This is a genomic window from uncultured Parasphingopyxis sp. (genome assembly GCF_937129435.1).
Classification (GTDB): domain Bacteria; phylum Pseudomonadota; class Alphaproteobacteria; order Sphingomonadales; family Sphingomonadaceae; genus Parasphingopyxis.
On record NZ_CAKZNF010000037.1, the window covers coordinates 29,974 to 51,616 of the forward strand.

The window sequence follows — 21,643 nt, forward strand, 5'->3', positions numbered from 1 at the left end:
CGTGATGATCAGGCGGCCGCCGGTAGCCTCAATCGCACGAGCAGACCGCCCAGATCCTCGCTTTCGAGCAGCGCGACATCGCCACCGTAAATGTCGGCCACGTCCCGCACGATCGCGAGGCCGAGGCCGGTACCGGGCTTGTTGGTGTCAAGCCGCGCCCCGCGTTCGAAGATCGTCTCGCGCTCGGCTTCGGGGATGCCGGGCCCGTCATCCTCGATCGCGATCTCGACGAAAACGCCGACCGTCTCGACCGTCACGAACACGCGCCCGCCGCCATATTTGGCCGCATTCTCGATCAGATTGCCGAGCAGTTCGTCGAGATCCTGGCGTTCGACATGGACGGCGGCGTCCTTCTGCCCGGCGATATCGATGGTGACGCTGTCGTAGAGCCGGGACACCGCCCGCTCGACCGAGACCAGCGACGGCCACACATCGGCGCGCGACTGGCCGGCGCCGCGGCGGCCGATGGCACGCGCCCGGGCGAGATGATGATCGACCTGCCGCCGCATGGCACGCACCTCGCGCGTCACGGTCGCCGGTAGCGTCTCCGCCTCTACCGCCGCCTCGTTCTGCAGCACGGTCAACGGCGTCTTCAGCGCATGGGCCAGATTGCCGGCATGGCGCCGCGCCTCCTCGGCCTGCGTCTCGTTATGGTCGAGCAGGTCGTTCAGTTCGTCGACCAGTGGCTCGATTTCGCGCGGCAACGTCTCGTCGACGCGCGATTTTCGTCCCGAACGGATATCGGAAATCGACTCGCGGACGCGCCGCAGGGGCCAGAGCCCGAAATAGGCCTGCAGCGCCGCCATCACGACAAGGCCGATGCCGAGCAACGCGAAGGACCGCACCATCGTCTGCCGCAACACCCGAATCTGCGCGTCGAGCGCCTCCCGCGACGAGGCGACCTGGAAGCGGAAGGTCTGGTCGCTTTCGGGCAGCCGCGCATCGCGCTCGAGAATCCGCAGAGGCTCCCCGGCAAAGGCAGTGCTGTCATAGCTGTGGATGACATTATCGTCATGCTCCTCGCCGAGCGGCAACGCCCGGTCCCAGAGCGAGCGCGAGCGGAACTGTTCCTGGCCCGGGGCCGAAACCTGCCAGTAAAAGCCGGAATAGGGTTCGAGGAAACGCTGGTCGCCGAGCGGCCGGATGAAGCGGACCTCGCCATCGGGGCCGAGTTCGGACGAAGCGATCATGGCCGTGAGCGCATATTCGAGCTGGGCATCGAAATTGCGGGTGATCGCCTGGGTGAGTACCCGATCGAGCGCCAGCCCGCCCGTCACCAGCAGCACGCCGATCCAGATCGCGGCAACACCGATCATGCGCCGCGTCAGCGACATCCGGCCGCGGCGGCGCTGGAGTTGCGTCAGTTGCTCTTCGGGCTTCATCTCGACCGGTTGGTCCATGGATTCACCTTAGACCCTATCGTTGCAGCGACAAAGCCGGGCGCGACGGTGATGATTGTCGGGCTCCCCCCATCGGTCGAGCTGACAAAACCCTTCCGCTATTCCGCCCGTCGCTCGTTCGGGTCTTCGAGCGCATAGCCGAGACCGCGGATCGTCGTGATCACATCGGCGCCCAGCTTCTTGCGGATGCGCGTGACGAACACTTCGATCGTGTTCGAATCGCGGTCGAAATCCTGGTCGTAAATATGCTCGATCAGCTCGGTCCGGCTGACGACCTTGCCCTTGTGATGCATGAGATAGCTGAGCAGCTTGTATTCCTGCGCCGTCAGCTTTACCGGCTCGCCATCAAGGCTGACCTTGCCCGAGCGCGTGTCGAGCCGTACCGGCCCGGCCACGAGCTCGCTCGACGCATTACCACTGGCGCGGCGGATCAGCGCGCGCAGCCGGGCGATCAGTTCTTCGGTCTGGAAGGGCTTGGCGAGATAATCGTCGGCCCCGGCATCGAGGCCCGCCACCTTGTCCGACCAGCTGTCGCGCGCGGTGAGCACGAGCACCGGCACCGTGATGTCTTCCTTGCGCCACCGGTCGAGCACCGTCAGCCCGTCGACCTCCGGCAGGCCGAGATCGAGGACGATCGCGTCATAGCTTTCGGTCTGGCCGAGAAAATGCCCGTCTTCGCCATCGGTGGCGAGATCGACGGCATAGCCCGCGCCCTCCAGCGTCGCCTGGAGCTGGCGGCCGAGCGTCGGTTCGTCTTCGACTATCAATACGCGCATATGGGTCTACCTGTCGCTGCGGTCCCGGATGCGGCCCGAAGAGGCGTCGACTTCGACACGGATCACCTCGCCGTCCCGCATGAACGTCATGCGATAGGTGTTGCTGCGCTCAAAATAAATAGGGTTGCCGAGATAGTCGGCGCCGCGCATCTGCTGCACGACGCGCCGCTCGATCATGCGCAGCGACATCGCCCGCCCCTGAACCCGATTGTCGAGCACCGCGTCCTGCTCGCTGCGCAGCTGCGCAGGCGCAGGCGTCATCGCGATTCCGGCGATGGCGAAGGCTAGGGCAAGGCGTGCGACCATGGTCATGACGGCTGGCATAGCCATGCCGCATTGAACAAGTGGTGAATGTGTCGGCACGGCTTTGTTCAAGCGACACTGTTGCAGCAATGCCGCGACTCATGCGCCACGGGCGGTCGCGCGGCCATGCCGAAACATTCCGCCGGATCAGCCTCCGGTCCCCGTGCGGATCGCTTCGCGCGCTTCGGCAATGGCCGATTCGACGTCGCGTTCACCCGCCGCGATTGCCGAGCCGAGGCCGTAGAGCGTCGCCGAGATCGTGTTGCCCATATTGGGTTCCTCGGTCAGCGTGACGCCGCCATCGGCTTCGATCGCCTCGTCCCAGGCCTCGCGCACGGCGGCCCAATAACCTTGCGTCGCGGCCCAATATTCCTCTGCCGGTGCCGGATCATACTCGTCCGACTGGGCATAGGTGTTGAGGACGATTTCCTGGACGAAGGGTTCGACCTCGCCCTCGACGAGCCCCATTTTGAGATTGTCCTGCCAGTGGATCCAGCCTGTCGGCGAGGGCGAATGGCGGTTGATCGCGAGATAGCGGTCGTAGCGCGGATTGCGCGTCGCATCGCGGCGGGCGAGCGGACGCCAGGTCCAGCTCGACCGCCAGCGGTGCACGCCGCCCTGATCGGTCCAGTTGCCATAGGCACCGTAACGCGGCGAATCATCGACCTGCCACACCGTCTGCGACCAGGCGCCCTCGCGCCGGTCCTCGGGAACCTCCTCCACGTCCCAGCGCCCCTCGCCAACATAGGCGAGATAGGTTTCCGGCTCATAGACCCAGTCCTGCCGCCAGTGCTTGACGACATGCGGATCTTCCTCGGTACCGACGACGAGGAGATGCTGGAGCACGATCCGTTCGCCCGTATCCTCGATCACCCGCACGCTTTCGAAACCGCCCGACATCTTCGGTTCGAGCGGCGTGTAATCTTCGCGCCAGCTCGTCGTCTCGCGCATGTCGAAGGTGACCCGATAGTCGCCGGCCATGGCGAGGATGGCGGCGCGGTCCGCCTCGAAGGCGGCCTGTTCTTCGGCGGCGCTGCGTTCGGGCACCGGATCGGTGGCGAAACCCGTCGTCGCCGGCGCCAGCAGCGCTGCAGCCAATGCCCACTTAATGCAATTGCGAGTCATTATATTTCTCCCTGAAAATCGGATCAGAACCGGGCAGACAGCGAAACACGGAAATTGCGTCCCGGCTGCGTATAGGCGTCGGTATCGGGGGCGCTGGCGGGCAGGCCGTTGACGTCGGCCCACCAGGCGTATTTTTCGTCGAAGACGTTGAACAGGCCCGCGCGCAGCGTGAAATTCTCGTTGAAGCGGACGAAACCCGTCAGGTCGAACACGGTAAAACTGTCGGGCCGGAAGCATTCGCCCGTGCAAAGCCCGGTGGTATCCTCGAAATCCTTGCGCGCCGCGCTCGTCATGAACGCGCGGATCCCGAACCGGTCGCGCGGGGCCGTCCAGCCGGCGCCGAGCACGATCTCCAGCGGATTGATCGTCGACAGCGGCGATTCCATACCGTTGACGCCGATCACCTCGCCGGTCGCCCAGGCGATGCTGCCGTCGATCGAGAAGCCGCCGGGAAAGTCGAACCCGACACGGCCCTCGATCCCCTCGATCTCCACCTCGTCGAGATTGATGAACTGGAACAGCAGCGGATCGCCCGGTGCGCCGGTGCCGCCGACGACCTGCTGACTGATGAAATCGTCATAACGGCCGATAAAGCCGGTTAACGAGGCCGAGAAGATCTCGCCGCCGTGCCGCACGCCAGCTTCGTATGTCTCGCTGGTTTCCGGGCCGAGATCGGGATTGGGCAGCGAGGTATAGCCGAAGATTAAGTTCTCGAAGAACTGGTTCACCTGGGTCGGCGACGGCGCCTTGAAGCCCTGCGCGTAATTTCCGTAGACGCTGAAGCCGCTGCCGAGATCGAGCACGGCGCCGAAGCGCGGCGTGACGCGCGACCCGTCCAGCCCCGTGGGGTTGAAGTTGGGCAGCAGGGGATCGGCCTTGGGGTCGAGATCGAAAAAGTCGAAGCGCAGCGCCGGATACAGCGACATAGCACCAATCTCGATCACGTCGCCGACGACCAGTCCGCCGAGCGTAAAATCGGTGGTGGGGAAGGCGCGCGCCGGAAACGGCTCGCCCGTCGGCGGGACGGTGCCGTCGCGCAACCCTTCCTGCCGCGTCCATGAAATGTCGCCGCCGATCACCAGATTGTGGCGGAAGCTTTCGGGGCCGAAGCTGGTACGGACCTCGCCGCTCGCGCCGAAGACGCGGTTCTCGAAGGTGTTGAGGCGGGTGCGGTCGGGCTGCGGCGTGCGCAGTTCCTCGGCGAACTGGCGGTTCTCGCCATCCTGCCAATAGACACCGAGCGAGGCATAATCGATCGCGCCCGTTCCCTCGTAACGCCAGTCGAAACTGACGCGCGCACGTTCGGTGCTGTCGTCCGCGATCAGGCTGTCGGTCGTCGCGCCGGTAAAGGCGGACGTGACCTGCCCGCTCAGCACATCGGTGTAGACATTGCTGTCGAGATATTCGCCGGTAAGGCGGAAACGATGCTGCGCGTTCGGCGCGAAGACGATCTTGCCGAGAAACGCGTTCGACTCGGTGTCCTGCGGATTGGGCAGCGTCCGCGTCTGACCGGTGCCGCCGACATCGCCTTCATTGTCGAGTTCCTGGCCGTCGCGGCGCGTATAGGCGGCGAGCGCCGACCAGCGGCCCGCCCGGCCCGCGACGATCGCGGTTTCGGAGAATTCGTCGCTCGCCGAATCGAAGCTGACGCGCGCCAGCGCGGTAAAGTCGCCGCCCTCGCCGAGCAGGTCTTCCGGATCGGAGGTGGTGAAGCTGACCGCGCCGGAAAGTCCGTCCGAACCGTAGAGCGCCGATGCCGGACCGCGCAGGAATTCGACCGATTTGACGAGGCCGATATCGACATAGTCGCCGCGCCCCGCCGCCTGCGCGCCGAAGGTGAAGCCGTCGGGCTGCCGGATGCCATCGACCTGGATCAGCACGCGGTTGCCGCCGATGCCGCGAATGTTGAAATCGGCATTGCCGTCCCGCCCGGTGGTTCCGAGCGCGGCGCCGAAGCGGGCGGGCGCGCGACGGACGGTGATTCCCGCCTCGAAACGAACCAGATCGCGCACATCGGTAGCGAGCTGGTCGGCAATGTCTTCCTCGGTCAGCACGGTGACGGTCGCCGGTACTTCGTCGGTCAGCTGCGGCAGCCGCGTCGCGGTCACCGTGATCTGCGGATTGCCGGCGCCGTCGACGGCCATCTCGGCCCAGGCGGGCTGGCTGGAAAAGGCCATCAGGGCGATGGCCGCGCTATATGTCCTGCTATGCATATTGCCCCCATATATCGCATGCTACTGCGACTCACTCGCATTATCAGTCTTGAGGCCCTCTACGCATCCTGGCTTGGGCGGTCAAGCGGGCATGCTTGCGGGTCGTCGCTGCGCGGCCTAAGTCGCCGCTCATCATGGCCGCACCGATCCTCACGCTCGAAGACCTGGGCCTCAACATGGGCACCCATTGGCTGTTCCGCGGCCTCGACCTGCATGTCGGCGCGCGCGACCGGCTGGCGCTGATCGGCCGCAACGGGGCGGGCAAGACGACGCTGTTCCGGCTGCTGATGGATGAGATCGAACCCGATGAGGGGCGGCGGACGATCCAGCCGGGAAAGAAAGTCGTGCTGCTGGAGCAGGATCCGGACATGGGCGGCCATGCGAGCCTGCTCGACTGGGCGACATCGGGCGAGGACGGGCCGCCGCATTTCGCTGTCGAAGCCATTGCCGATCAGCTCGACATCGATCTGGGTCGCGAGGCGAAGACGGCATCGGGGGGCGAGCGGCGCCGCGCCGCGATCTGCCGCGCGCTGGCGCAGGAGCCCGACCTGTTGCTGCTCGACGAGCCAACCAACCATCTCGATCTCGGCGCGATCGAATGGCTCGAGGACTGGCTCGGCCGATATAACGGCGCCTTCGTCGTCATCAGCCACGACCGGACGTTTCTGAAGCGCCTGACGCGGTCGACGCTGTGGCTGGATCGGGGAAAGCTCCGCCGCAACGAGGTCGGCTTCGGCGGCTACGATGCCTGGGTCGAGAAGGTGTACGAGGAAGAGGCCAAGGCGGCCGACCGGCTCGACGCCAAGCTCAAGATCGAGATGCACTGGCTGCATCGCGGCGTCACCGCGCGGCGCAAGCGCAATATGGGGCGGCTGGAAAAGCTGAACCAGATGCGCGCGCAGAGAGCGGCGATGCTCGGCCCTGCGGGAACGGCGAAGCTCGGGCTGGAAAGCGACGAGGTGAAGACGAAGAGCGTCATCACCGCCGAAAATGTTTCCAAAGGGTATGACGGCCGCACCATCATCCGCGATTTCTCGCTACGCATCCAGCGCGGCGACCGGATCGGCATCGTCGGCGCCAATGGGGCGGGCAAGACGACGCTGCTCAAGCTGCTGACCGGCGAGATCGAGCCCGACGAGGGCAAGGTGGTGCGCGCCAAGACGCTGTCGGGCGTCGTGATCGACCAGCAGCGCAAATTGCTGCGGCCCGAAAAGCGGGTGCGCGATATCCTCGCCGAAGGCGGCGACTGGATCGATGTGCGCGGAACCCGGAAGCGCATCGAGGGCTATCTCAAGGACTTCCTGTTCGATCCGACGCTGGCGGACGCGAAGATCGGCACGCTGTCGGGCGGCGAGCGGTCGCGCATCCTGCTGGCGCGAGAATTCGCGCGGACATCGAACCTGCTTGTGCTCGACGAGCCGACCAACGATCTCGACATGGAAACGCTCGACCTGCTGCAGGAGGTGATCGCCGATTATGAGGGCACGGTGCTGCTCGTCAGCCATGACCGCGATTTTCTCGACCGGACGGTGACGCTGACGCTGGGCCTCGATGGCTCGGGCCATGTCGATATCGTCGCCGGCGGCTATGAGGATTGGGAGAAGAAGCGACGGCCGCGCCGGGATACTCCCAAATCGCCGGGCGGTTCAGGCTCGAAGGATGAGGCCCCGTCGCTCCCGCCGCAAACCAAGGCTGCCAAGCTCAGTTACAAGGACCAGCGCGATCTCGACCGGCTGCCGGGCGAGATCGAGAAAATCGAAGCGGCGATCGCGAAGGCGGAAGAAGAATTGTCCGACGCCGATCTCTACGCCCGGGACCCGGAACGCTTCCACGCGCTGACCAAAGAGATCGAGGACGCCCGTGCGACCCGCGAGGCGCATGAGGAGCGCTGGCTCGAAGTAGCAGAAATGGCGGAGGAGTTGGAAAAGAGCTGAGGCCGCTTGCTCGAAGGCTGGCTAGCGCAATCCCTCGGCCGCCATCGCACGCCGCACGCTTTCACGCTCGAGGTTGCGGGCGCGATAGGATTTCACGGCTTCGGGCAGATCGACCTTCATCTTGCCGGCCCAGAGCGTGGTCACGAAAAGATAATTGTCGGCCACCGTCGGGCCATCGCCGACCAGCCAGTCGCCACCTTCGTGCAGCTGCGTCGCCAGCTCGTATTTCTTGGTCAGCTTCTCTCGCGCTGCGTCCTTTTCCGCATCGCTCGCATCGCCGAATAGCGGGTGATAAGCCCCGTGAATCTCGGATCCGACGAAGCCGATCCATTCGAGCATCTTGTAATAATCCGCGCCCTTCGGAGACATGTCGAACCGGTCGGAGATATAGGTGAGCACGGCCGGGATTTCGGTCAGCAGCCCGGTTTCTTCGGTGTCGATGGCAGGCACGTATCCGCGCGGGCTGATGGCGTAGAAATCCTCGCCATCTTCGGTCTCGTGTTTCGACAGGTCGACCTTGATGGCATCGAAATCCGCGCCGGCCTCTTCGAGCGCAATGTGGCTGGCGAGGCTGCAGGCACCGGGCGAATAGTAGAATTTCATTTTCAGGCTCCTCGAGAGATATCAGTCCTCCAGTGAACGGCCCGCCCGGCCCGCCAGTTCCACGGCATATTGCCAGGCGACCCGACCCGACCGCGCGCCGCGCTTCGTCGCCCATTGCACGGCGTCCGCGGCGTCGAAATCGAGAGCGAAATGATCGGCATAGGCGCGGACCATGGCGAGATAGTCGTCCTGGCTTGCGGCGTGGAATCCGATGCTGAGACCGAAGCGATCGGCGAGCGCGAGACTGTCGTCGCGCGCGTCGCGCGGATTGATGGGATCGTCCTGCTCGGCCATGCCGCGCGGCACGATATGGCGCCGGTTGGACGTCACGGTAAGGCGGACATTTGCGGGCCGCGCCTCGGCCCCGCCCTCGAGCAGCGAGCGCAGGATCCGCACCGCGGACGAATGTTCGTCGAAGCCGATATCGTCGATAAAGAGGAGGAAAGCGCGCGGCACGCCGGCCAAAGCTTCGAACAGCGCCGGCAGCGTTTCGAGCCGGTCCGGGGCGACCTCGACGAGCGCGATATTCTCGCCCGCGCCCTGCAGGTCGGCAACGACGCTTTTCGCCAGCATCGATTTGCCCGTTCCGCGCGCACCCCAGAGCAGCACGTCATGCGCCGCCGCACCCTGCGCCAAGCGGCGGCTGTTCTCGCGCACCGTCTCTTTCTGCCGTTCGATCCCCGTGAGGAGCGCGAGCGGCAGTGGCGCAAAGTCACGCGCCACGGCAAGCGCCGTTCCACGCCAGATATAGGCCGGATGCGCCATCGGGTCGGCAGCCTCGGCGGGCGGCGGCGATAGCCGTTCGAGCGCGGCGGCGATACGGGCGAGGGCGTCCTCGGTCATGCGCCCGCTGTAGCGGGAATGGAGGGTTGCGGGGAAGAGGGCGCAATTCCTTCCCGCCACGGGGAGGTGGCAGCCTGAAAGGCTGACGGAGGGGGCTCAACTCCCTGGCGCAGTGCTTGTGGATAGCCCCTTCCACCGGCTTCGCCGGTCCCCCTCCCCGTGCCGGGGAGGAATGGGGTTACAAAGACCCGGCCAGCGCCCGCGCCTCCTCACGCTGGCGAAAGTTCGGATCGGCGAGCGCGATCCGCGCGGCGCGGCCAGCAGCCGCCCTCCGCCCCGTCGCCGCATAGGCGCGGGCGAGGCGCCATTGCGTGGCGCTATTGTTCGGCATCATGTCGCGCGCCTTTTCCATCATTTCGATGCCGCGCGCCTGATCGATATCGCCATCGAACAGCGTCCAGCCATATACTTCCGACACTGCTGGGTTCATCGGCACCAGCAGATAGGCGCGGCGGGCGAGCGCGGCGGCGCGGCCCTCATTGCCGCTTTCGTGCCAGGCGAGCGCCAGCCCGGCGAGCACCGAGGCGTCGCGATCGCCGATCATCGCACGGACGAGTTGATATTGCGCGATCGCTGCGCGCCAGCGGCCGAGCGACAGGTTGATATCGCCGGCGAACCGCGCCGCCGCAATGCTGCGCGGATTCTGCTGGCGGTAGAGCGACAGCGCGTCGAGCGCGCCTTGCGGCTGTCCCGCGCGCATCAGCGCCTCGACCATGCGCAAGGCCGTCGGTTCGTCGAAACGAATATTGGCGGCATCGGCATAGGCGGCGGCCGCAGCCGTAAAGTCTCCCGCCGCCGCCAGCGTGTCGCCCAGGACGATATGGGCGTCGGGCGCCTGCGGGTTGGCATTTCGCAAGGCTTCGGCGCGGCCCAGCGCATCGCCGATCCGGCCGGTCACGAGATAGCCGCGGATAAGCGCGATCTGTTCGCCCGCGCCTCCCTCGGCCGCCGCTTGCTCAAGCGCGCCGAGATTGACGCCGTCCGGACCCGTCCCGACCGGCGCGACGGCGCCGCGCGCGGCCATGGCGGCGCGCTGAAGATAGGGCAGTGCGGCCGTCCGATCGCCCCGCCCTTCCAGCGCCCGGCCGATCAACGTCAGCACATAGCTGTCGGCATCGGCGCGGCGGGCGAGCGGCGCCAGCGTGTCGATCGCGGCGTCCATATCGCCCGAGCGGAAGAAGGTCGCGCCGAGCAGCCGCTGCGCGGTCCGGTTGCCGGGCTGTTCCTCGATCAGCGTTTCGAGGCGCCGGATCGCGGACTCGTAATTCTGCTGGCGATAATCGATCGACGCCTGCAGCAGCTGCATCGCCGGCATGCCGTCCAAGCGCTCGTTCGTCAGTTCCACGAGCCGCTGCGCCAGAGTGAAGTTGCGCGCGCGGGCGGCGAGCACGGCCTGAAGATACAGCGCCTGCGGATTGCCGGCATCGCGGCCCAGTATCTCGCGCGTCGCGGCGAGCATCTCGGTATAGCGCCCCGCCTCGCCCAGCGTCTTGGCGCGTTCGATCATCGCGGGCAGATAATCGTCGTCGACCGCCAGGGCGCGATCGAACCAGCCCAGGCTTTCGACCAGGCCATATTGCGTGCGCGCAAGCACGCCCTTGAGCACCAATGCTTCGGCATTTTCCGGTGCCAGCTCGATCGCACGGTCGGCAGCCTCAATGGCGCCCGAAAGCTCGCCGGTGTCGATGCGGAAGCGCGCAATGTCGATCCAGAGCGCCGGGTCTTCCGGCGCGGTTTCGATCGCGAAGTTGAACGCATCGGCCGCTGCACCGATCTCGCCGGCCTGGGCGAATGCGCGGCCACGCACACGGGCGGTGGCGGCATGGAATTCGGGATCGATATCGCCGGTCTCGGTCTCGGCCAGCGCGGCCGCCTCATCGCCATTGAGCAGCAACGCTTCGGCCATCAGGTGACGGGTTCGGCCTGCCGGAACGCCTGCCGCCCGGGCGCGCTCGACGGTTCCTGTCGCCGACTGCCCGTCGCCCAGCGACAATTGCGTCCGCGCGAGCAGCCGCCAGGCCGCCTCATTGCCCGGCTCCTGCTCGACCGCATTCATCGCTTCGACGCGCGCGGCGCCGAGATCGCCGGCCTCGGCGAATTGCTGCGCGCGCTCGAAAGCATTGGCTGACGCGCCCATGCGCGAAACGGCCAGCATTGCCAGCAGCATCAGCGCGAGCCCCGCCGCGGCGATCGCCGCGACGCGCAGCGGCACGCGGCGCTGCGGCCGGGCCTTGCTGCGGCGACGGCGGCTCATCAGGCGCTCATCTCATATTGCTTGAGCAGGTCGTAAAGCGTCGGGCGGCTGATGCCGAGCAGCTTGGCGCCCTGCGAGATATTGCCCTGCGAGCGGGCGAGCGCGCTCGTAATCGCCTTGCGGTCGGCGATCTCGCGGGCGGCCTTCAGGTTGATCGGCTGGGAGTCCTCGTCCGCCACGTCGAAATCGAGATCGGCGGCGGTGACGAGCTTGGCGTCGGCCATGATCGCGGCGCGCTTCACCCGGTTTTCCAGTTCGCGGACATTGCCCGGCCAGTTCCAGCTGTCGATCGCCGCCAGCGCATCGGGCGCGAAGCCGGTCACCGCTGTCTTCATCTCCGCGGCATATTTGCGCAGGAAATGCTTGGCGAGCAGGACGGCATCGCCCGGCCGTTCGGCGAGCGAGGGGATGGTCACGACGATCTCCGCAAGGCGGTAATACAGGTCGTCGCGGAAGCTCTTTTCCGCGATCATCGCGTCGAGGTCCTGGTGCGTGGCGCACACGATCCGGACATCGACCGGGATCGGCTTGCGTCCACCGATCCGTTCGACGACGCGCTCCTGCAGGAAGCGCAGCAGTTTGACCTGCAGCGGCAAGGGAATGTCGCCGACCTCGTCGAGGAACAGCGTCCCGCCCTCGGCCAGTTCGATCTTGCCCTCGGTCGTCTTGGCGGCACCGGTAAACGCGCCCTTTTCGTAGCCGAACAGCTCGGCCTCCAGCAGGTTTTCGGGAATCGCCGCGCAGTTGATCGCGACGAAGGGCTTGTCGCGGCGCGGGCTTTCGTCATGGACGCCGCGCGCGAGCAGTTCCTTGCCCGTGCCGCTGGCACCGAGCAGCATGACCGAGACATCGGCGGCGGCGACCCGCTCGATCGTGCGCGCCACTTTCAGCATTTCGGGCGACCCCGTGATCATTCCGCCGAGCACGGTATGGTCGTCGTTCGCCGCGGCGAGGCGGGCATTCTCCCGCTCGATATCATGGAGCTGGAAGGCGCGGCTGACGATCAGGCCGAGCGCGTCGATATCGACCGGCTTCTGGTAGAAATCATAGGCGCCGCTGGCGATGGCGCGGAGCGCGCTCTCCCGCGCGCCATGGCCCGAGGCGACGACGATCTTGGTGTCGGGCTTGAGACTCAGCATCTCTTCCAGCGTCGCGAAGCCTTCGGTCACGCCATCGGGATCGGGCGGCAGGCCGAGATCGAGCGTCACGACATCGGGCTCATGCTGGCGCAGCATGTCGATCGCCGTCTCGCGGTCGCCGGCGACGACCACCTCGTAATCCTCATAGGCCCAGCGCAACTGCCGCTGCAGACCCTCGTCGTCCTCGACGATCAGCAAGGTCTTCTTTTGCTCGGCCATCAGGCAATCATCCGTTCGGTTTCCGGCGCTGCATCGGTGGGCGCGTCGGGCAATGTGATGGAGAAGCGGCTGCCCTTCCCGGGCGCGCTTTCGACCGTGAGCGTCCCGCCCATTTCCGCGACCAGCGACCGCGCCTCATAGGCGCCGATGCCGAAGCCGTCGGGCTTGGAGGAGGAGAAGGGGCGGAACAGCCTGTCGCGCACGAACGCCTCGTCCATCCCCGCGCCGCCGTCGATCACGGAGATGCGCCCCGCTTGGTCGCCGTCGACCAGAATCCGCACCGGCACATTGGCCGGACTCGCATCGATGGCGTTCTGGACGAGATGGAGCAGCGCGGTTTCAAGCCGGGCCGGCGCGGCGAGCACATGCCGGTCGCCCTCACCTTCGACCGCAATCGGGTGGGCGGCCTCCTTTTGCGCGGCGACGCTCCGCGCCAGTTGCAGCAGACAGACGGACCGCAATGCTTCCGCCTTGCCGCGCTCCTGCGGCGCGAGGCGGGCGAGCATGTCGTTCATCTTGCCGACCGAATCCTGGATCGTCGCGATCATGTCGGCGCGGAATTCGGGATTGTCGGCATGGCGCTCGGCATTGCGAGCGACCAAGCTCAGCTGGCTGACGAGATTTTTGAGGTCGTGCATGATGAAGGCGAAACGGCGGTTGAATTCGTCGAAGCGCCGCGCCTCGGCGAGCTGCTCCTGCCCGCGCGCCTCGGCGAGATAGCTGGCCGCCTGCCGCCCGGCGATGCGGAGCAGGTCGAGATCCTCCCAGTCGAGCTCACGGTCGACGCGCGGCCGTTCCAGCAGCACGGCCCCCGTCAACGCGCCGCGATGGATCAGCGGGACCAGTGCCCAGCTTTTCGGCGCTTCGACGATCCAGTCGGGCAGCAGCGTCGCGACGCGCGCGGCGCCGGTATCTCCCTCGCGGCGCAGCGCGTCGATCTCTACGATATGCGCGCTCGCCCGCATCCAATCGGACAGGGGTAGGGGCGCCGGCTCATGCGCTGTTTCAAGCGAATGCCAGTTCCATTGCGCGCCGGCGAGGAGCCGACCATCGCCATCGGGCTCGAACAGCAGGCCGCCCGGCGAATCGGTAATTTCCGCCAGAGCGCGGACCACACGAATATCCAACGGATCGGAATTCTCGCCCGGGCGGGCCAAGGTCTCGTTGAACCGGATCCATTCGGCGCGATAATCGTAGCGATGCTCGAACAGATGCTTGGCCAGCTTCACCTTGAACCAGGAGCGCACCCGGGCCGAAGGAATGAGGATGACCGCCGCGGCCGACATCAGCAGCACGATCCCGATCTGCACGGAAATGGCGTGCCGCCCGGCAAACATGTCGATCGCCTGGGTGGCGAAGTACATGGCGAGGAAATAGCCTCCGATGGCGAGCATCGAGAGCGACCGGAATGTCACTTTGCGCGACAGATGCACCTTCCATTCGGACCCGCGCCGCATCGACAGCACGAAATAGGGAATCAGGGCAGCCATCAGCACGCCGCGCACGGCGAGCAGCTCGAACGGCGTCCGCTCCGTCAGCCAGGCGATGGTGTAGAGGTTGAGGTCGTACGCCCACATCGCGGCCAGCGCGGCCATGGTGAGCCGGAGGCCCCAGCGCGTTTCGGGCGCCGAGGAGGTGTAGATCGCCTGCGCGACGACGAGCGCGCCGATCGCGAACAGCAGGTGAAAGATCGACGTGGATCCATACGTCACACCGGCGAGCAGGTCTCGCTCGAGCTCGACGATGAAGAAGATGTCGGTCGTCAGCTGCATCAGTGCGACGGCGAACAGCGCAACATTGAGGAGGCCGAGGAACGGCCGCTGCTCCCTGTCGAGCCCGCGCTGCATCAGAAACCAGAAGAATCCGAGATAGCTGATATTGCGGACCGTTTCGCCGGCTCGCGCCAGCGGCGCCTGCGGTCCGTAGATCGCGGCCAGCGCCGCCCAGGCGGCGGTCAGCAGGAAGGCCAAGGCGAGCACGCGCATCGCCTTGCGGCGCTCGGGCAAGGAGAATTGCCACAGGCCGAGCAGCGCAAACAGGATCGCCGCGGCGGCGTGGCCGTAGGTGGCGACACCCTCGATCATCGTGCGCCCTCGGGCCAGATGATGACGCGAACCGTCTGCAGCAGGATCAGCAGGTCGAGAAAAGGCGTGTAGTTCTTGGCGTAGTAAAGATCGTATTCGAGCTTGTGCCGCGCATCCTCAAGGCTCGCGCCATAGGGGTAATTGACCTGCGCCCAGCCGGTGATGCCCGGCTTCACCATATGGCGTTCCGAATAATAGCGCATCTTCTGCGCCAGATCGTCGACGAACTGCTTGCGCTCGGGCCGCGGCCCGACAAAGCTCATCTCGCCCTTCAGCACCGTCCAGGCCTGGGGCAGCTCGTCGATGCGCAACTTTCGGATGACCTTGCCGACGCGGGTGACGCGCGGGTCGTTCTCCTGCGCCCATTGCGCCTCCCCGTCCTTTTCGGCGTCGGTCCGCATCGAGCGTAGCTTGATCATCTCGAATTCCTGGCCGTACAGGCCGACGCGCTTCTGGCGGAAAAAGGCAGGGCCCTTGCTGTCGAGCTTCACCAGGATCGCGGCGATCGCGATCAGCGGCAACGTCAGGACGAGCAGCACGGCGCTGGCAAGGATATCGAACAGCCGCTTGAGCGCGCTCGAAATGCGGCGGCTGGCAGAGAATCCGTCGGAGAAGATCAGCCAGCTCGGATTGACGCTGTCGAGATCGACGCGCCCCGTCTCGCGCTCGATGAAGCTCGACAGGTCGTTGACATGGACGCCCGTCGTCTTGATCCGCAGCAGGTCTTCGAGCGGCAGTGCGTTGCGCCGTTCCTCGAGCGCCAGCACCACCTCGCTCGCATTGAGCAGCACGACATGATCGGCTAGATTGTAAATCGCGTCGCGATTGATCGCCTCGGGAATTTCCTGCGGCCCGTCGTTCATCGCGATATAGCCGACGACGACGAAACCCGATCCGGGCTGTTTCGACAGGTCCTTGATCCGCTGCGCGCGCGGACCGGCGCCCAGCACGACGAGGCGCCGTTTGAACGCCGCGCCGCCCAGCGTCTTGCCGAGCAGGATCCGCAAGGAAAATAACAAGCCCAGCGAGATGAACATCGAATAGAAGAGGTTCGAGCGCCACAGCGACAGATCGGGCACGAGGAAGAAGATCGACGACAGGGCGAGGATGCCGAGCGACACGGCAACCAGCAGCCGCGCAAAGGCGAAGCGCAGCGAGGTCAGCGCCTCGGCGCCGTAGACGCCGACCGCAACCATCGAAATTTCGATGGCGGCGGCAAAGGCAAGCAACTGCGGGATCCGCGTCGTGATCGGTTCGGGAATCGAACCGATCTCGCTCAATCGGTAAATCCATCCCAGCTCCGCCGCCGCCATCAGCAGCAGGAAGTCGATGATCCCGAGCAGCAGCACCGCGTGCGGCACATAATGTTTGAACAGCCTGATCAACGCATTTCGTCCATAGTCCCTTGTTCACCGGGCCTTAGGACATAATCGTAAAGAAATCCGACACATTTCCCTCGTCGGGAAATTTTACGGGCTGGATGTCAGACCTCGCCTTCGGCTCGGCGCCGTACCAGCCCTCACCCCCACCCGACCTCCCACTCAGTGTATGCAAATGGGAGGTCGGGTGGGGGTGAGGGCTGGTGCGGCGATTTTCCGCTAGGAAAATTCTGACAATCAAGAACCCCTAACCACACTCCCCGTCATCACACCCGCCACCATCTCCGCGCTCGATCTGGATCGTCGAATGGCCGATCTGGTATTTCTCCTCCAGCCGGTGCTGGGCGGCGTGGAGGAAATCGTCGCCCGGATGGCCGGCGGGCATGACGAGGTGGACGGTCATCGCCGTCTCGGTCGTGCTCATGTTCCAGATATGGAGATGATGGACGTGCGCGACGCCATCGAGCGCGGCGAGATCGGCCTCGACCTCGTCGGTGTCGATATGTTCGGGCACGGCGGCGAGCGACATTTTCACCGCGCCGATCAAGAGCTCCCAGGTCGACAGCAGGATGACGAGGCCGATGACGAGACTCGTCACCGGATCGATCCATGTCGCGCCCGTCCACAGGATCAACGCCCCGGCGATGACCACGCCTGCCGAAACCGCCGCGTCCGCCGCCATGTGGAGATAGGCGCCGCGAATATTGATGTCGCCCTTTCGCCCGCGCGCGAACAGCATCGCGGTGGCGCCGTTGACGACGATGCCGATGGCGGCGACGATGATGATCGTCCCGCCCGCCACCGGCGCGGGATAGAAGATCCGCTGGATCGCCTCCGACGCGATCAGCCCGACCGCGACGAGCAGCAGGATCGCATTGGCGAGCGCGGCGAGGATCGAGGAACCGCGCAGCCCGAAGGTGAACCGCTTGGACGGCGCGCGCTTCGCCAGCGTCGCCCCCGTCCAGGCGATGATCAGCCCGAGAATGTCCGAAAGATTGTGCCCCGCATCGGCGAGCAGCGCCATCGAACCGATGGCAAGCCCGTAGCCCGCTTCGACGATGACATAGACGGTGTTGAGCGCGATCCCGATCGCAAAGGCGCGGCCGAAGCTCGTCGGAGCATGGTGGTGATGGCCGTGGTCGTGCGAATGACCGTGTCCGTGACCATGGTGGTGATCGTGCGAATGTCCGCCAGCCATGGATCAGCGCATAAGCGCAAAGCCGCCGGTAATACTAGGACATATGGGCGAAAATGGCCGAACCGTCCGCTAGGCGATCATCGGCGCGGCGAGCACCGAAACGGTGGCGAGGAAAGATGCGAGGCCGATAATGATCGAGCGGTCCATATCAAAACTCCTGCGAGGCGTTTGGGGGATCGGACGCCTCTTGATCTTGGGACCAATTTAGGGACGGCGCTCTTTCGCGCTGTTGAATGGATCACACCTTTCGTCGACGGAATCTCACGTCGTGTCGTAGTTTGCCCGCATATAGGCGATATCGGCGGCGATCAGCTGTTCGAGCACGTCCATTTCGATATCGGCGAGCTTGTTGACGTAGAGGCACGACGCACCCGTCTTGTGCTTGCCGAGCTTCTTCATCAGTTCCGGATCGGCCCGCCCCGCACCCACATAGAGCGCCAGGTTCGATTTGCGCGGGCTGAATCCGGTCAGCAGCATGTCGCCCTCGCGCCCGCTCTCATATTTGTAGTGATAGCTGCCGAAGCCGATCATCGACGGGCCCCACATTTTCGGTTCCCGTCCCGACAGGCGGCGGAACAGTGGGATCAGCGTTTCGGCATCCTTGCGCCGCTGGTCGTTTTCGACCGAGGCGATGAAATCCGCAACGCTCGCTTCGGTTTCCTTCGTCTTGTTTTCCGCCATCGCCCTGCCCTTTCCTGTTGCGCCGCTTCGCATCCCGCCTTAGCCCGCCCGTTCGATCTAGCGGAGCACCGGCATGAGCGACAAGAGCATCAAAAAGGTCGTCCTCGCCTATTCGGGCGGGCTCGACACCAGCGTCATCCTGAAATGGCTGCAGAATGAATATGCGTGCGAAGTCGTGACCTTCACCGCCGATCTCGGCCAGGGCGAGGAGCTCGAACCCGTGCGCGGCAAGGCGCAGGCGGCGGGCGTCAGGGACGAGCATATCTTTATCGACGACCTGCGCGAAGAATTCGTTCGCGACTACGTCTTTCCGATGTTCCGCGCCAATGCCGTCTATGAAGGCCAGTATCTGCTCGGAACCTCGATCGCGCGGCCGCTCATTTCCAAGCGTCAGATCGAGATCGCACACGAGGTTGGGGCCGATGCCGTGGCGCACGGCGCGACGGGCAAGGGCAACGACCAGGTCCGCTTCGAGCTCGGCTATTATGCGCTCGACCCCGACATCAAGGTGATCGCCCCGTGGCGCGAATGGGACCTGACGAGCCGCACCAGGCTGATCGAATTCGCCGAGGCGCACCAGATCTCGGTGCCCAGGGACAAGCGCGGCGAGGCGCCCTTCTCGACCGATGCGAACCTCCTCCACACGTCGAGCGAGGGCAAGGTGCTGGAGGATCCGTGGGAAGAGACGCCCGATTACGTCTATTCGCGCACCGACCATCCCGAGGACGCGCCCGACACGCCCGAATATATCGAGATCGATTTCGAACGCGGCGACGCGGTCGCGATCGACGGCGAGGCAATGAGCCCCGCAACGCTGCTCGCGGCGCTCAACGACTATGGCAAGCGGCACGGCATCGGCCGGCTCGACCTCGTCGAGAATCGCTTCGTCGGCATGAAATCGCGCGGCATGTACGAAACGCCGGGCGGCACCATCCTGCTGACCGCGCATCGCGGCATCGAACAGATCACGCTCGACCGCGGCGCGATGCACCTAAAGGACGAGCTGATGCCGAAATATGCCGAGCTCATCTATAACGGTCTCTGGTTCAGCCCCGAGCGCGAGATGCTGCAGGCGGCGATCGACCACAGCCAGCAGCAGGTGACCGGCACGGTACGGCTGAAGCTCTACAAGGGCGGCGTGCATCTGGTCGGGCGCAAGGCCGACGTCCGCTTCAACCTCTACAGCCAGGACGTCGTCACCTTCGAGGACGATGCCGGCAAATACGATCAGCGCGATGCCGAGGGCTTCATCAAGCTGAACGCGCTACGGCTGAGGCTGCTGGGGCAGCGGCTCCGGCTGAAGAAATAAGCGCAAACAGCGTCGTTCCGGCGCAGGCCGGAATCTGATCCAGCCTGCGAGGCCGCGCTCCGGTTGGAATTCGGAAAACCCCTGCCTTCTCCGGGCGAGGGAGGGTTGACTTCGATTCTTTATTTCGATATTTCTGGAATTATCGAATCGGAGATCGCAATTGGCCGACCTATCATCCACCCAAGCAATCGAAGCGCTCGGATCACTGGCGCAGGAACACCGGCTCGCCATCTTCCGGCTGCTCGTGCAGGCGGGGAGCGGGGGTCTTGCCGCCGGCGATATCGCCGAACGGCTCGCCATGCCCAAATCCTCTCTCTCCTTCCATCTCGCCCATCTCGAACGCGCCGGGCTCATCGTCCGCCGCCGCGACGGGCGCTCGCTGATCTACAGCGCCGATTATGCGGCGATGAACCGGCTCGTCGCCTACCTTATGGAAAATTGCTGCGGCGGAGCGGGATGCGTCGACGCCCTTTCCGGCAGCCTCGAAAGGATTGCCTCATGAAACGCCTGCATGTCAGCCTCGCCGTCAGCGATATCGAACGCTCGCGCGCCTTCTACAGCGCGTTGTTCGGCAGCGAACCGACCTTCGAGCGTGGGCGCTATGTCCAGTGGCTGCTCGACGATCCGCGCGTCAATTTCGTGATCGAACAGGGCGCCGGAACCGCCGGCCTGTCGCATCTCGGCGTGCAGGTCGCCGAAGAGGACGAGCTCGAAGCGCAATTCGGCCGGGTCGCGGAAGCGGGCGGCGCCGTATTCGACGAGGGCGAGACGACCTGCTGCCATGCCCGATCGACGAAGAACTGGACCGCCGATCCGGACGGTGTGCGCTGGGAGACGTTCCTGACCCACGAACGCACCGGCGAATATGGCACGCCCGCGGCCTTTGTGATGGACAATGCGAATGAAGATGAAGATCTCCGGCCGGCCGAAAAGGCGTCCGGAGCGCGCTGCTGCGGATAGCGAATCATGACCGATCGAACCTATAATGTGCTGTTCCTGTGCACCGGGAATTCGGCGCGCTCGATCCTTGCCGAGGCACTGCTCAACCGCGAAGGCCAAGGGCGTTACCAGGCCTTTTCCGCAGGCAGCCAGCCACGCGGTGAAGTGCATCCGATGGCGCTCGACCTGCTCGCGCGAAATGGCTTCAAGACCGATGACCTGCGTTCGAAGAGCTGGGACGAATTTGCCGAACCGGGTGCACCGCAGCTCGATTTCGTCTTCACCGTTTGCGACAATGCGGCGGGCGAAACCTGCCCCGTCTGGCCCGGCCAGCCGATGAGCGCGCATTGGGGGATCGAGGATCCGGCCACGGTCGAAGGTGAGGGACAGCGCGCGGCGTTCGAGCGTGCGATGATGTTTCTGCGCAATCGCATCTCGCTGTTCACCGCGCTGCCGCTCGACGCGATCGATGCGATGAGCCTGAAGGACGAGCTCGACACCATCGGGCGGAGCGAAGGCGCGACCCGATGACCGAGGAAATGATCCGCGACGAGGTGCCGCGCACGGCGCCGCATCCGGGGCTGGCGCGACGGCTGGGCGCCGAAGCGATCGGCAGCTTCTTCCTGTTCTGCGTCGTGATCGGATCGGGGATCATGGGCGAGACGCTGTCGGGCGGGAATGTCGCCATCGCGCTGCTCGGCAACACGCTGGCGACCGGGGCGATCCTGTTCGTACTGATCGCGATGCTGGCGCCGATCTCGGGCGCGCATTTCAACCCGGCCGTGACGCTCGTGGCCGCGATCCGGCGCGAGATCGGAATGGGCGAGGGATTGCTTTATCTCGGGGCACAGCTCGCCGGCGGCATCCTCGGCGTCTGGGCCGCGCATTACATGTTCGACCTCGACATCCTGCAATGGTCGGAGAAGACGCGCACCGGCGGCGGGCAATGGCTTGGCGAGGGAATCGCGACATTCGGCCTGATCTTCACCATCCTCGGCGCCGTCCGCTACCGCCCCGAATGGGTGGCCCCAGCCGTCGCGCTGTTCATCACCGCCGGCTACTGGTTCACCAGCTCGACGAGCTTCGCCAACCCGGCGATCGCGATTGCGCGCTCGCTGTCGGATACGTTCGCCGGGATCGCACCCGCCGATGTGCCGGGCTTCGTATTGGCTCAGATTGCAGGTGCGCTTTTTGCGGCGGCGTTGGGCGGGTGGCTGTTCGCGAAAGAACTTCCCTAGAAAGCG

General features: G+C 65.2%; 19 protein-coding genes. 6 read left to right on the forward strand and 13 right to left on the reverse strand.

Going from position 1 to position 21,643, the window contains the following annotated elements; genetic code table 11:
- Nucleotides 1-8: 8 nt before the first annotated feature.
- The 5 genes from Q0139_RS07425 to Q0139_RS07445 all read right to left on the reverse strand — a co-directional run bounded on the left by Q0139_RS07425 (nt 9) and on the right by Q0139_RS07445 (nt 5,817).
- Complete coding sequence (locus tag Q0139_RS07425; RefSeq protein WP_298019763.1) at nt 9-1,382, reverse strand: ATP-binding protein; 1,374 nt, start codon at nt 1,380-1,382, stop codon at nt 9-11.
- 116 nt (nt 1,383-1,498) lie between these two features.
- Complete coding sequence (locus tag Q0139_RS07430; protein ID WP_298019666.1) at nt 1,499-2,176, reverse strand: response regulator transcription factor; 678 nt, start codon at nt 2,174-2,176, stop codon at nt 1,499-1,501.
- Between the two features lie 6 nt (nt 2,177-2,182).
- On the reverse strand, nt 2,183-2,551 hold the full coding sequence (locus Q0139_RS07435; protein WP_298019668.1) for a hypothetical protein: 369 nt from the start codon (nt 2,549-2,551) through the stop codon (nt 2,183-2,185).
- Between the two features lie 75 nt (nt 2,552-2,626).
- Complete coding sequence (locus Q0139_RS07440) at nt 2,627-3,604, reverse strand: DUF6607 family protein (RefSeq protein WP_298019670.1); 978 nt, start codon at nt 3,602-3,604, stop codon at nt 2,627-2,629.
- 23 nt (nt 3,605-3,627) lie between these two features.
- Nucleotides 3,628-5,817: a TonB-dependent hemoglobin/transferrin/lactoferrin family receptor gene (locus tag Q0139_RS07445; protein ID WP_298019672.1), complete on the reverse strand. Its 2,190-nt coding sequence runs from the start codon at nt 5,815-5,817 to the stop codon at nt 3,628-3,630.
- A gap of 134 nt (nt 5,818-5,951) precedes the next feature.
- On the opposite strand from Q0139_RS07445, the gene Q0139_RS07450 reads away from it, so the two are divergent.
- A complete protein-coding gene (locus tag Q0139_RS07450; protein WP_298019674.1) occupies nt 5,952-7,751 on the forward strand; it encodes an ABC-F family ATP-binding cassette domain-containing protein in 1,800 nt (599 codons plus the stop codon).
- A gap of 21 nt (nt 7,752-7,772) precedes the next feature.
- On the opposite strand, the gene Q0139_RS07455 is transcribed toward Q0139_RS07450, so the two are convergent.
- The 8 genes from Q0139_RS07455 to Q0139_RS07490 form a co-directional block, all read right to left on the reverse strand.
- On the reverse strand, nt 7,773-8,354 hold the full coding sequence (locus Q0139_RS07455) for a glutathione binding-like protein (protein ID WP_298019676.1): 582 nt from the start codon (nt 8,352-8,354) through the stop codon (nt 7,773-7,775).
- A gap of 21 nt (nt 8,355-8,375) precedes the next feature.
- The gene (locus Q0139_RS07460) at nt 8,376-9,197 is read right to left on the reverse strand and encodes an ATP-binding protein (protein WP_298019678.1); all 822 of its coding nucleotides are present in this window, start codon (nt 9,195-9,197) and stop codon (nt 8,376-8,378) included.
- A 178-nt stretch (nt 9,198-9,375) separates the two neighbouring features.
- Nucleotides 9,376-11,451 carry a tetratricopeptide repeat protein gene (locus Q0139_RS07465; protein WP_298019680.1) on the reverse strand — a complete coding sequence of 692 codons (2,076 nt, stop codon included), beginning with the start codon at nt 11,449-11,451 and terminating at the stop codon, nt 9,376-9,378.
- Nucleotides 11,451-12,809: a PEP-CTERM-box response regulator transcription factor gene (gene prsR, locus Q0139_RS07470; protein WP_298019682.1), complete on the reverse strand. Its 1,359-nt coding sequence runs from the start codon at nt 12,807-12,809 to the stop codon at nt 11,451-11,453. The genes Q0139_RS07465 and prsR overlap by 1 nt, the downstream gene beginning before the upstream one ends.
- Nucleotides 12,809-14,893: an XrtA/PEP-CTERM system histidine kinase PrsK gene (gene prsK / locus Q0139_RS07475; protein WP_298019684.1), complete on the reverse strand. Its 2,085-nt coding sequence runs from the start codon at nt 14,891-14,893 to the stop codon at nt 12,809-12,811. Before prsK ends, prsR begins: the two co-directional genes overlap by 1 nt.
- Nucleotides 14,890-16,278, reverse strand: coding sequence for a TIGR03013 family XrtA/PEP-CTERM system glycosyltransferase (locus Q0139_RS07480; protein WP_298019686.1), 1,389 nt, complete (start codon nt 16,276-16,278; stop codon nt 14,890-14,892). Before Q0139_RS07480 ends, prsK begins: the two co-directional genes overlap by 4 nt.
- A 241-nt stretch (nt 16,279-16,519) precedes the next feature.
- Complete coding sequence (locus tag Q0139_RS07485; RefSeq protein ID WP_298019688.1) at nt 16,520-17,470, reverse strand: cation diffusion facilitator family transporter; 951 nt, start codon at nt 17,468-17,470, stop codon at nt 16,520-16,522.
- Nucleotides 17,471-17,731: 261 nt separating this feature from the next.
- A complete protein-coding gene (locus Q0139_RS07490; RefSeq protein ID WP_298019690.1) occupies nt 17,732-18,151 on the reverse strand; it encodes a DUF1801 domain-containing protein in 420 nt (139 codons plus the stop codon).
- 73 nt (nt 18,152-18,224) lie between these two features.
- Here Q0139_RS07490 and Q0139_RS07495 point away from each other — a divergent pair, with 73 nt between their 5' ends.
- The 5 genes from Q0139_RS07495 (at nt 18,225) to Q0139_RS07515 (ending at nt 21,637) form a co-directional block, all read left to right on the forward strand.
- Nucleotides 18,225-19,460, forward strand: a complete 1,236-nt coding sequence (locus Q0139_RS07495) for an argininosuccinate synthase (RefSeq protein ID WP_298019692.1) — start codon at nt 18,225-18,227, stop codon at nt 19,458-19,460.
- A 160-nt stretch (nt 19,461-19,620) separates the two neighbouring features.
- On the forward strand, nt 19,621-19,962 hold the full coding sequence (locus Q0139_RS07500; RefSeq protein ID WP_298019693.1) for a helix-turn-helix transcriptional regulator: 342 nt from the start codon (nt 19,621-19,623) through the stop codon (nt 19,960-19,962).
- Nucleotides 19,959-20,420 (forward strand): VOC family protein, encoded by a 462-nt coding sequence (locus Q0139_RS07505; RefSeq protein WP_298019695.1) that lies wholly within the window; start codon nt 19,959-19,961, stop codon nt 20,418-20,420. The genes Q0139_RS07500 and Q0139_RS07505 overlap by 4 nt, the downstream gene beginning before the upstream one ends.
- Before the next feature lie 3 nt (nt 20,421-20,423).
- Complete coding sequence (locus Q0139_RS07510; RefSeq protein ID WP_298019765.1) at nt 20,424-20,930, forward strand: arsenate reductase ArsC; 507 nt, start codon at nt 20,424-20,426, stop codon at nt 20,928-20,930.
- Nucleotides 20,927-21,637 (forward strand): MIP/aquaporin family protein, encoded by a 711-nt coding sequence (locus Q0139_RS07515; protein ID WP_298019697.1) that lies wholly within the window; start codon nt 20,927-20,929, stop codon nt 21,635-21,637. The genes Q0139_RS07510 and Q0139_RS07515 overlap by 4 nt, the downstream gene beginning before the upstream one ends.
- Nucleotides 21,638-21,643: the final 6 nt, after the last annotated feature.

Excerpts from the sequence above, each read along its gene's own strand:
- Q0139_RS07460 (WP_298019678.1), bottom strand. The coding sequence starts at position 9,197 with ATGACCGAGGACGCCCTCGCCCGTATCGCCGCCGCGCTCGAACGGCTA.
- Q0139_RS07465 (WP_298019680.1), bottom strand. The coding sequence starts at position 11,451 with ATGAGCCGCCGTCGCCGCAGCAAGGCCCGGCCGCAGCGCCGCGTGCCG.
- Q0139_RS07490 (WP_298019690.1), bottom strand. The coding sequence starts at position 18,151 with ATGGCGGAAAACAAGACGAAGGAAACCGAAGCGAGCGTTGCGGATTTC.
- Q0139_RS07450 (WP_298019674.1), top strand. The coding sequence starts at position 5,952 with ATGGCCGCACCGATCCTCACGCTCGAAGACCTGGGCCTCAACATGGGC.
- prsR (WP_298019682.1), bottom strand. The coding sequence starts at position 12,809 with ATGGCCGAGCAAAAGAAGACCTTGCTGATCGTCGAGGACGACGAGGGT.
- Q0139_RS07455 (WP_298019676.1), bottom strand. The coding sequence starts at position 8,354 with ATGAAATTCTACTATTCGCCCGGTGCCTGCAGCCTCGCCAGCCACATT.
- Q0139_RS07425 (WP_298019763.1), bottom strand. The coding sequence starts at position 1,382 with ATGAAGCCCGAAGAGCAACTGACGCAACTCCAGCGCCGCCGCGGCCGG.
- Q0139_RS07440 (WP_298019670.1), bottom strand. The coding sequence starts at position 3,604 with ATGACTCGCAATTGCATTAAGTGGGCATTGGCTGCAGCGCTGCTGGCG.
- prsK (WP_298019684.1), bottom strand. The coding sequence starts at position 14,893 with ATGATCGAGGGTGTCGCCACCTACGGCCACGCCGCCGCGGCGATCCTG.
- Q0139_RS07505 (WP_298019695.1), top strand. The coding sequence starts at position 19,959 with ATGAAACGCCTGCATGTCAGCCTCGCCGTCAGCGATATCGAACGCTCG.
- Q0139_RS07445 (WP_298019672.1), bottom strand. The coding sequence starts at position 5,817 with ATGCATAGCAGGACATATAGCGCGGCCATCGCCCTGATGGCCTTTTCC.
- Q0139_RS07430 (WP_298019666.1), bottom strand. The coding sequence starts at position 2,176 with ATGCGCGTATTGATAGTCGAAGACGAACCGACGCTCGGCCGCCAGCTC.
- Q0139_RS07515 (WP_298019697.1), top strand. The coding sequence starts at position 20,927 with ATGACCGAGGAAATGATCCGCGACGAGGTGCCGCGCACGGCGCCGCAT.
- Q0139_RS07495 (WP_298019692.1), top strand. The coding sequence starts at position 18,225 with ATGAGCGACAAGAGCATCAAAAAGGTCGTCCTCGCCTATTCGGGCGGG.
- Q0139_RS07485 (WP_298019688.1), bottom strand. The coding sequence starts at position 17,470 with ATGGCTGGCGGACATTCGCACGATCACCACCATGGTCACGGACACGGT.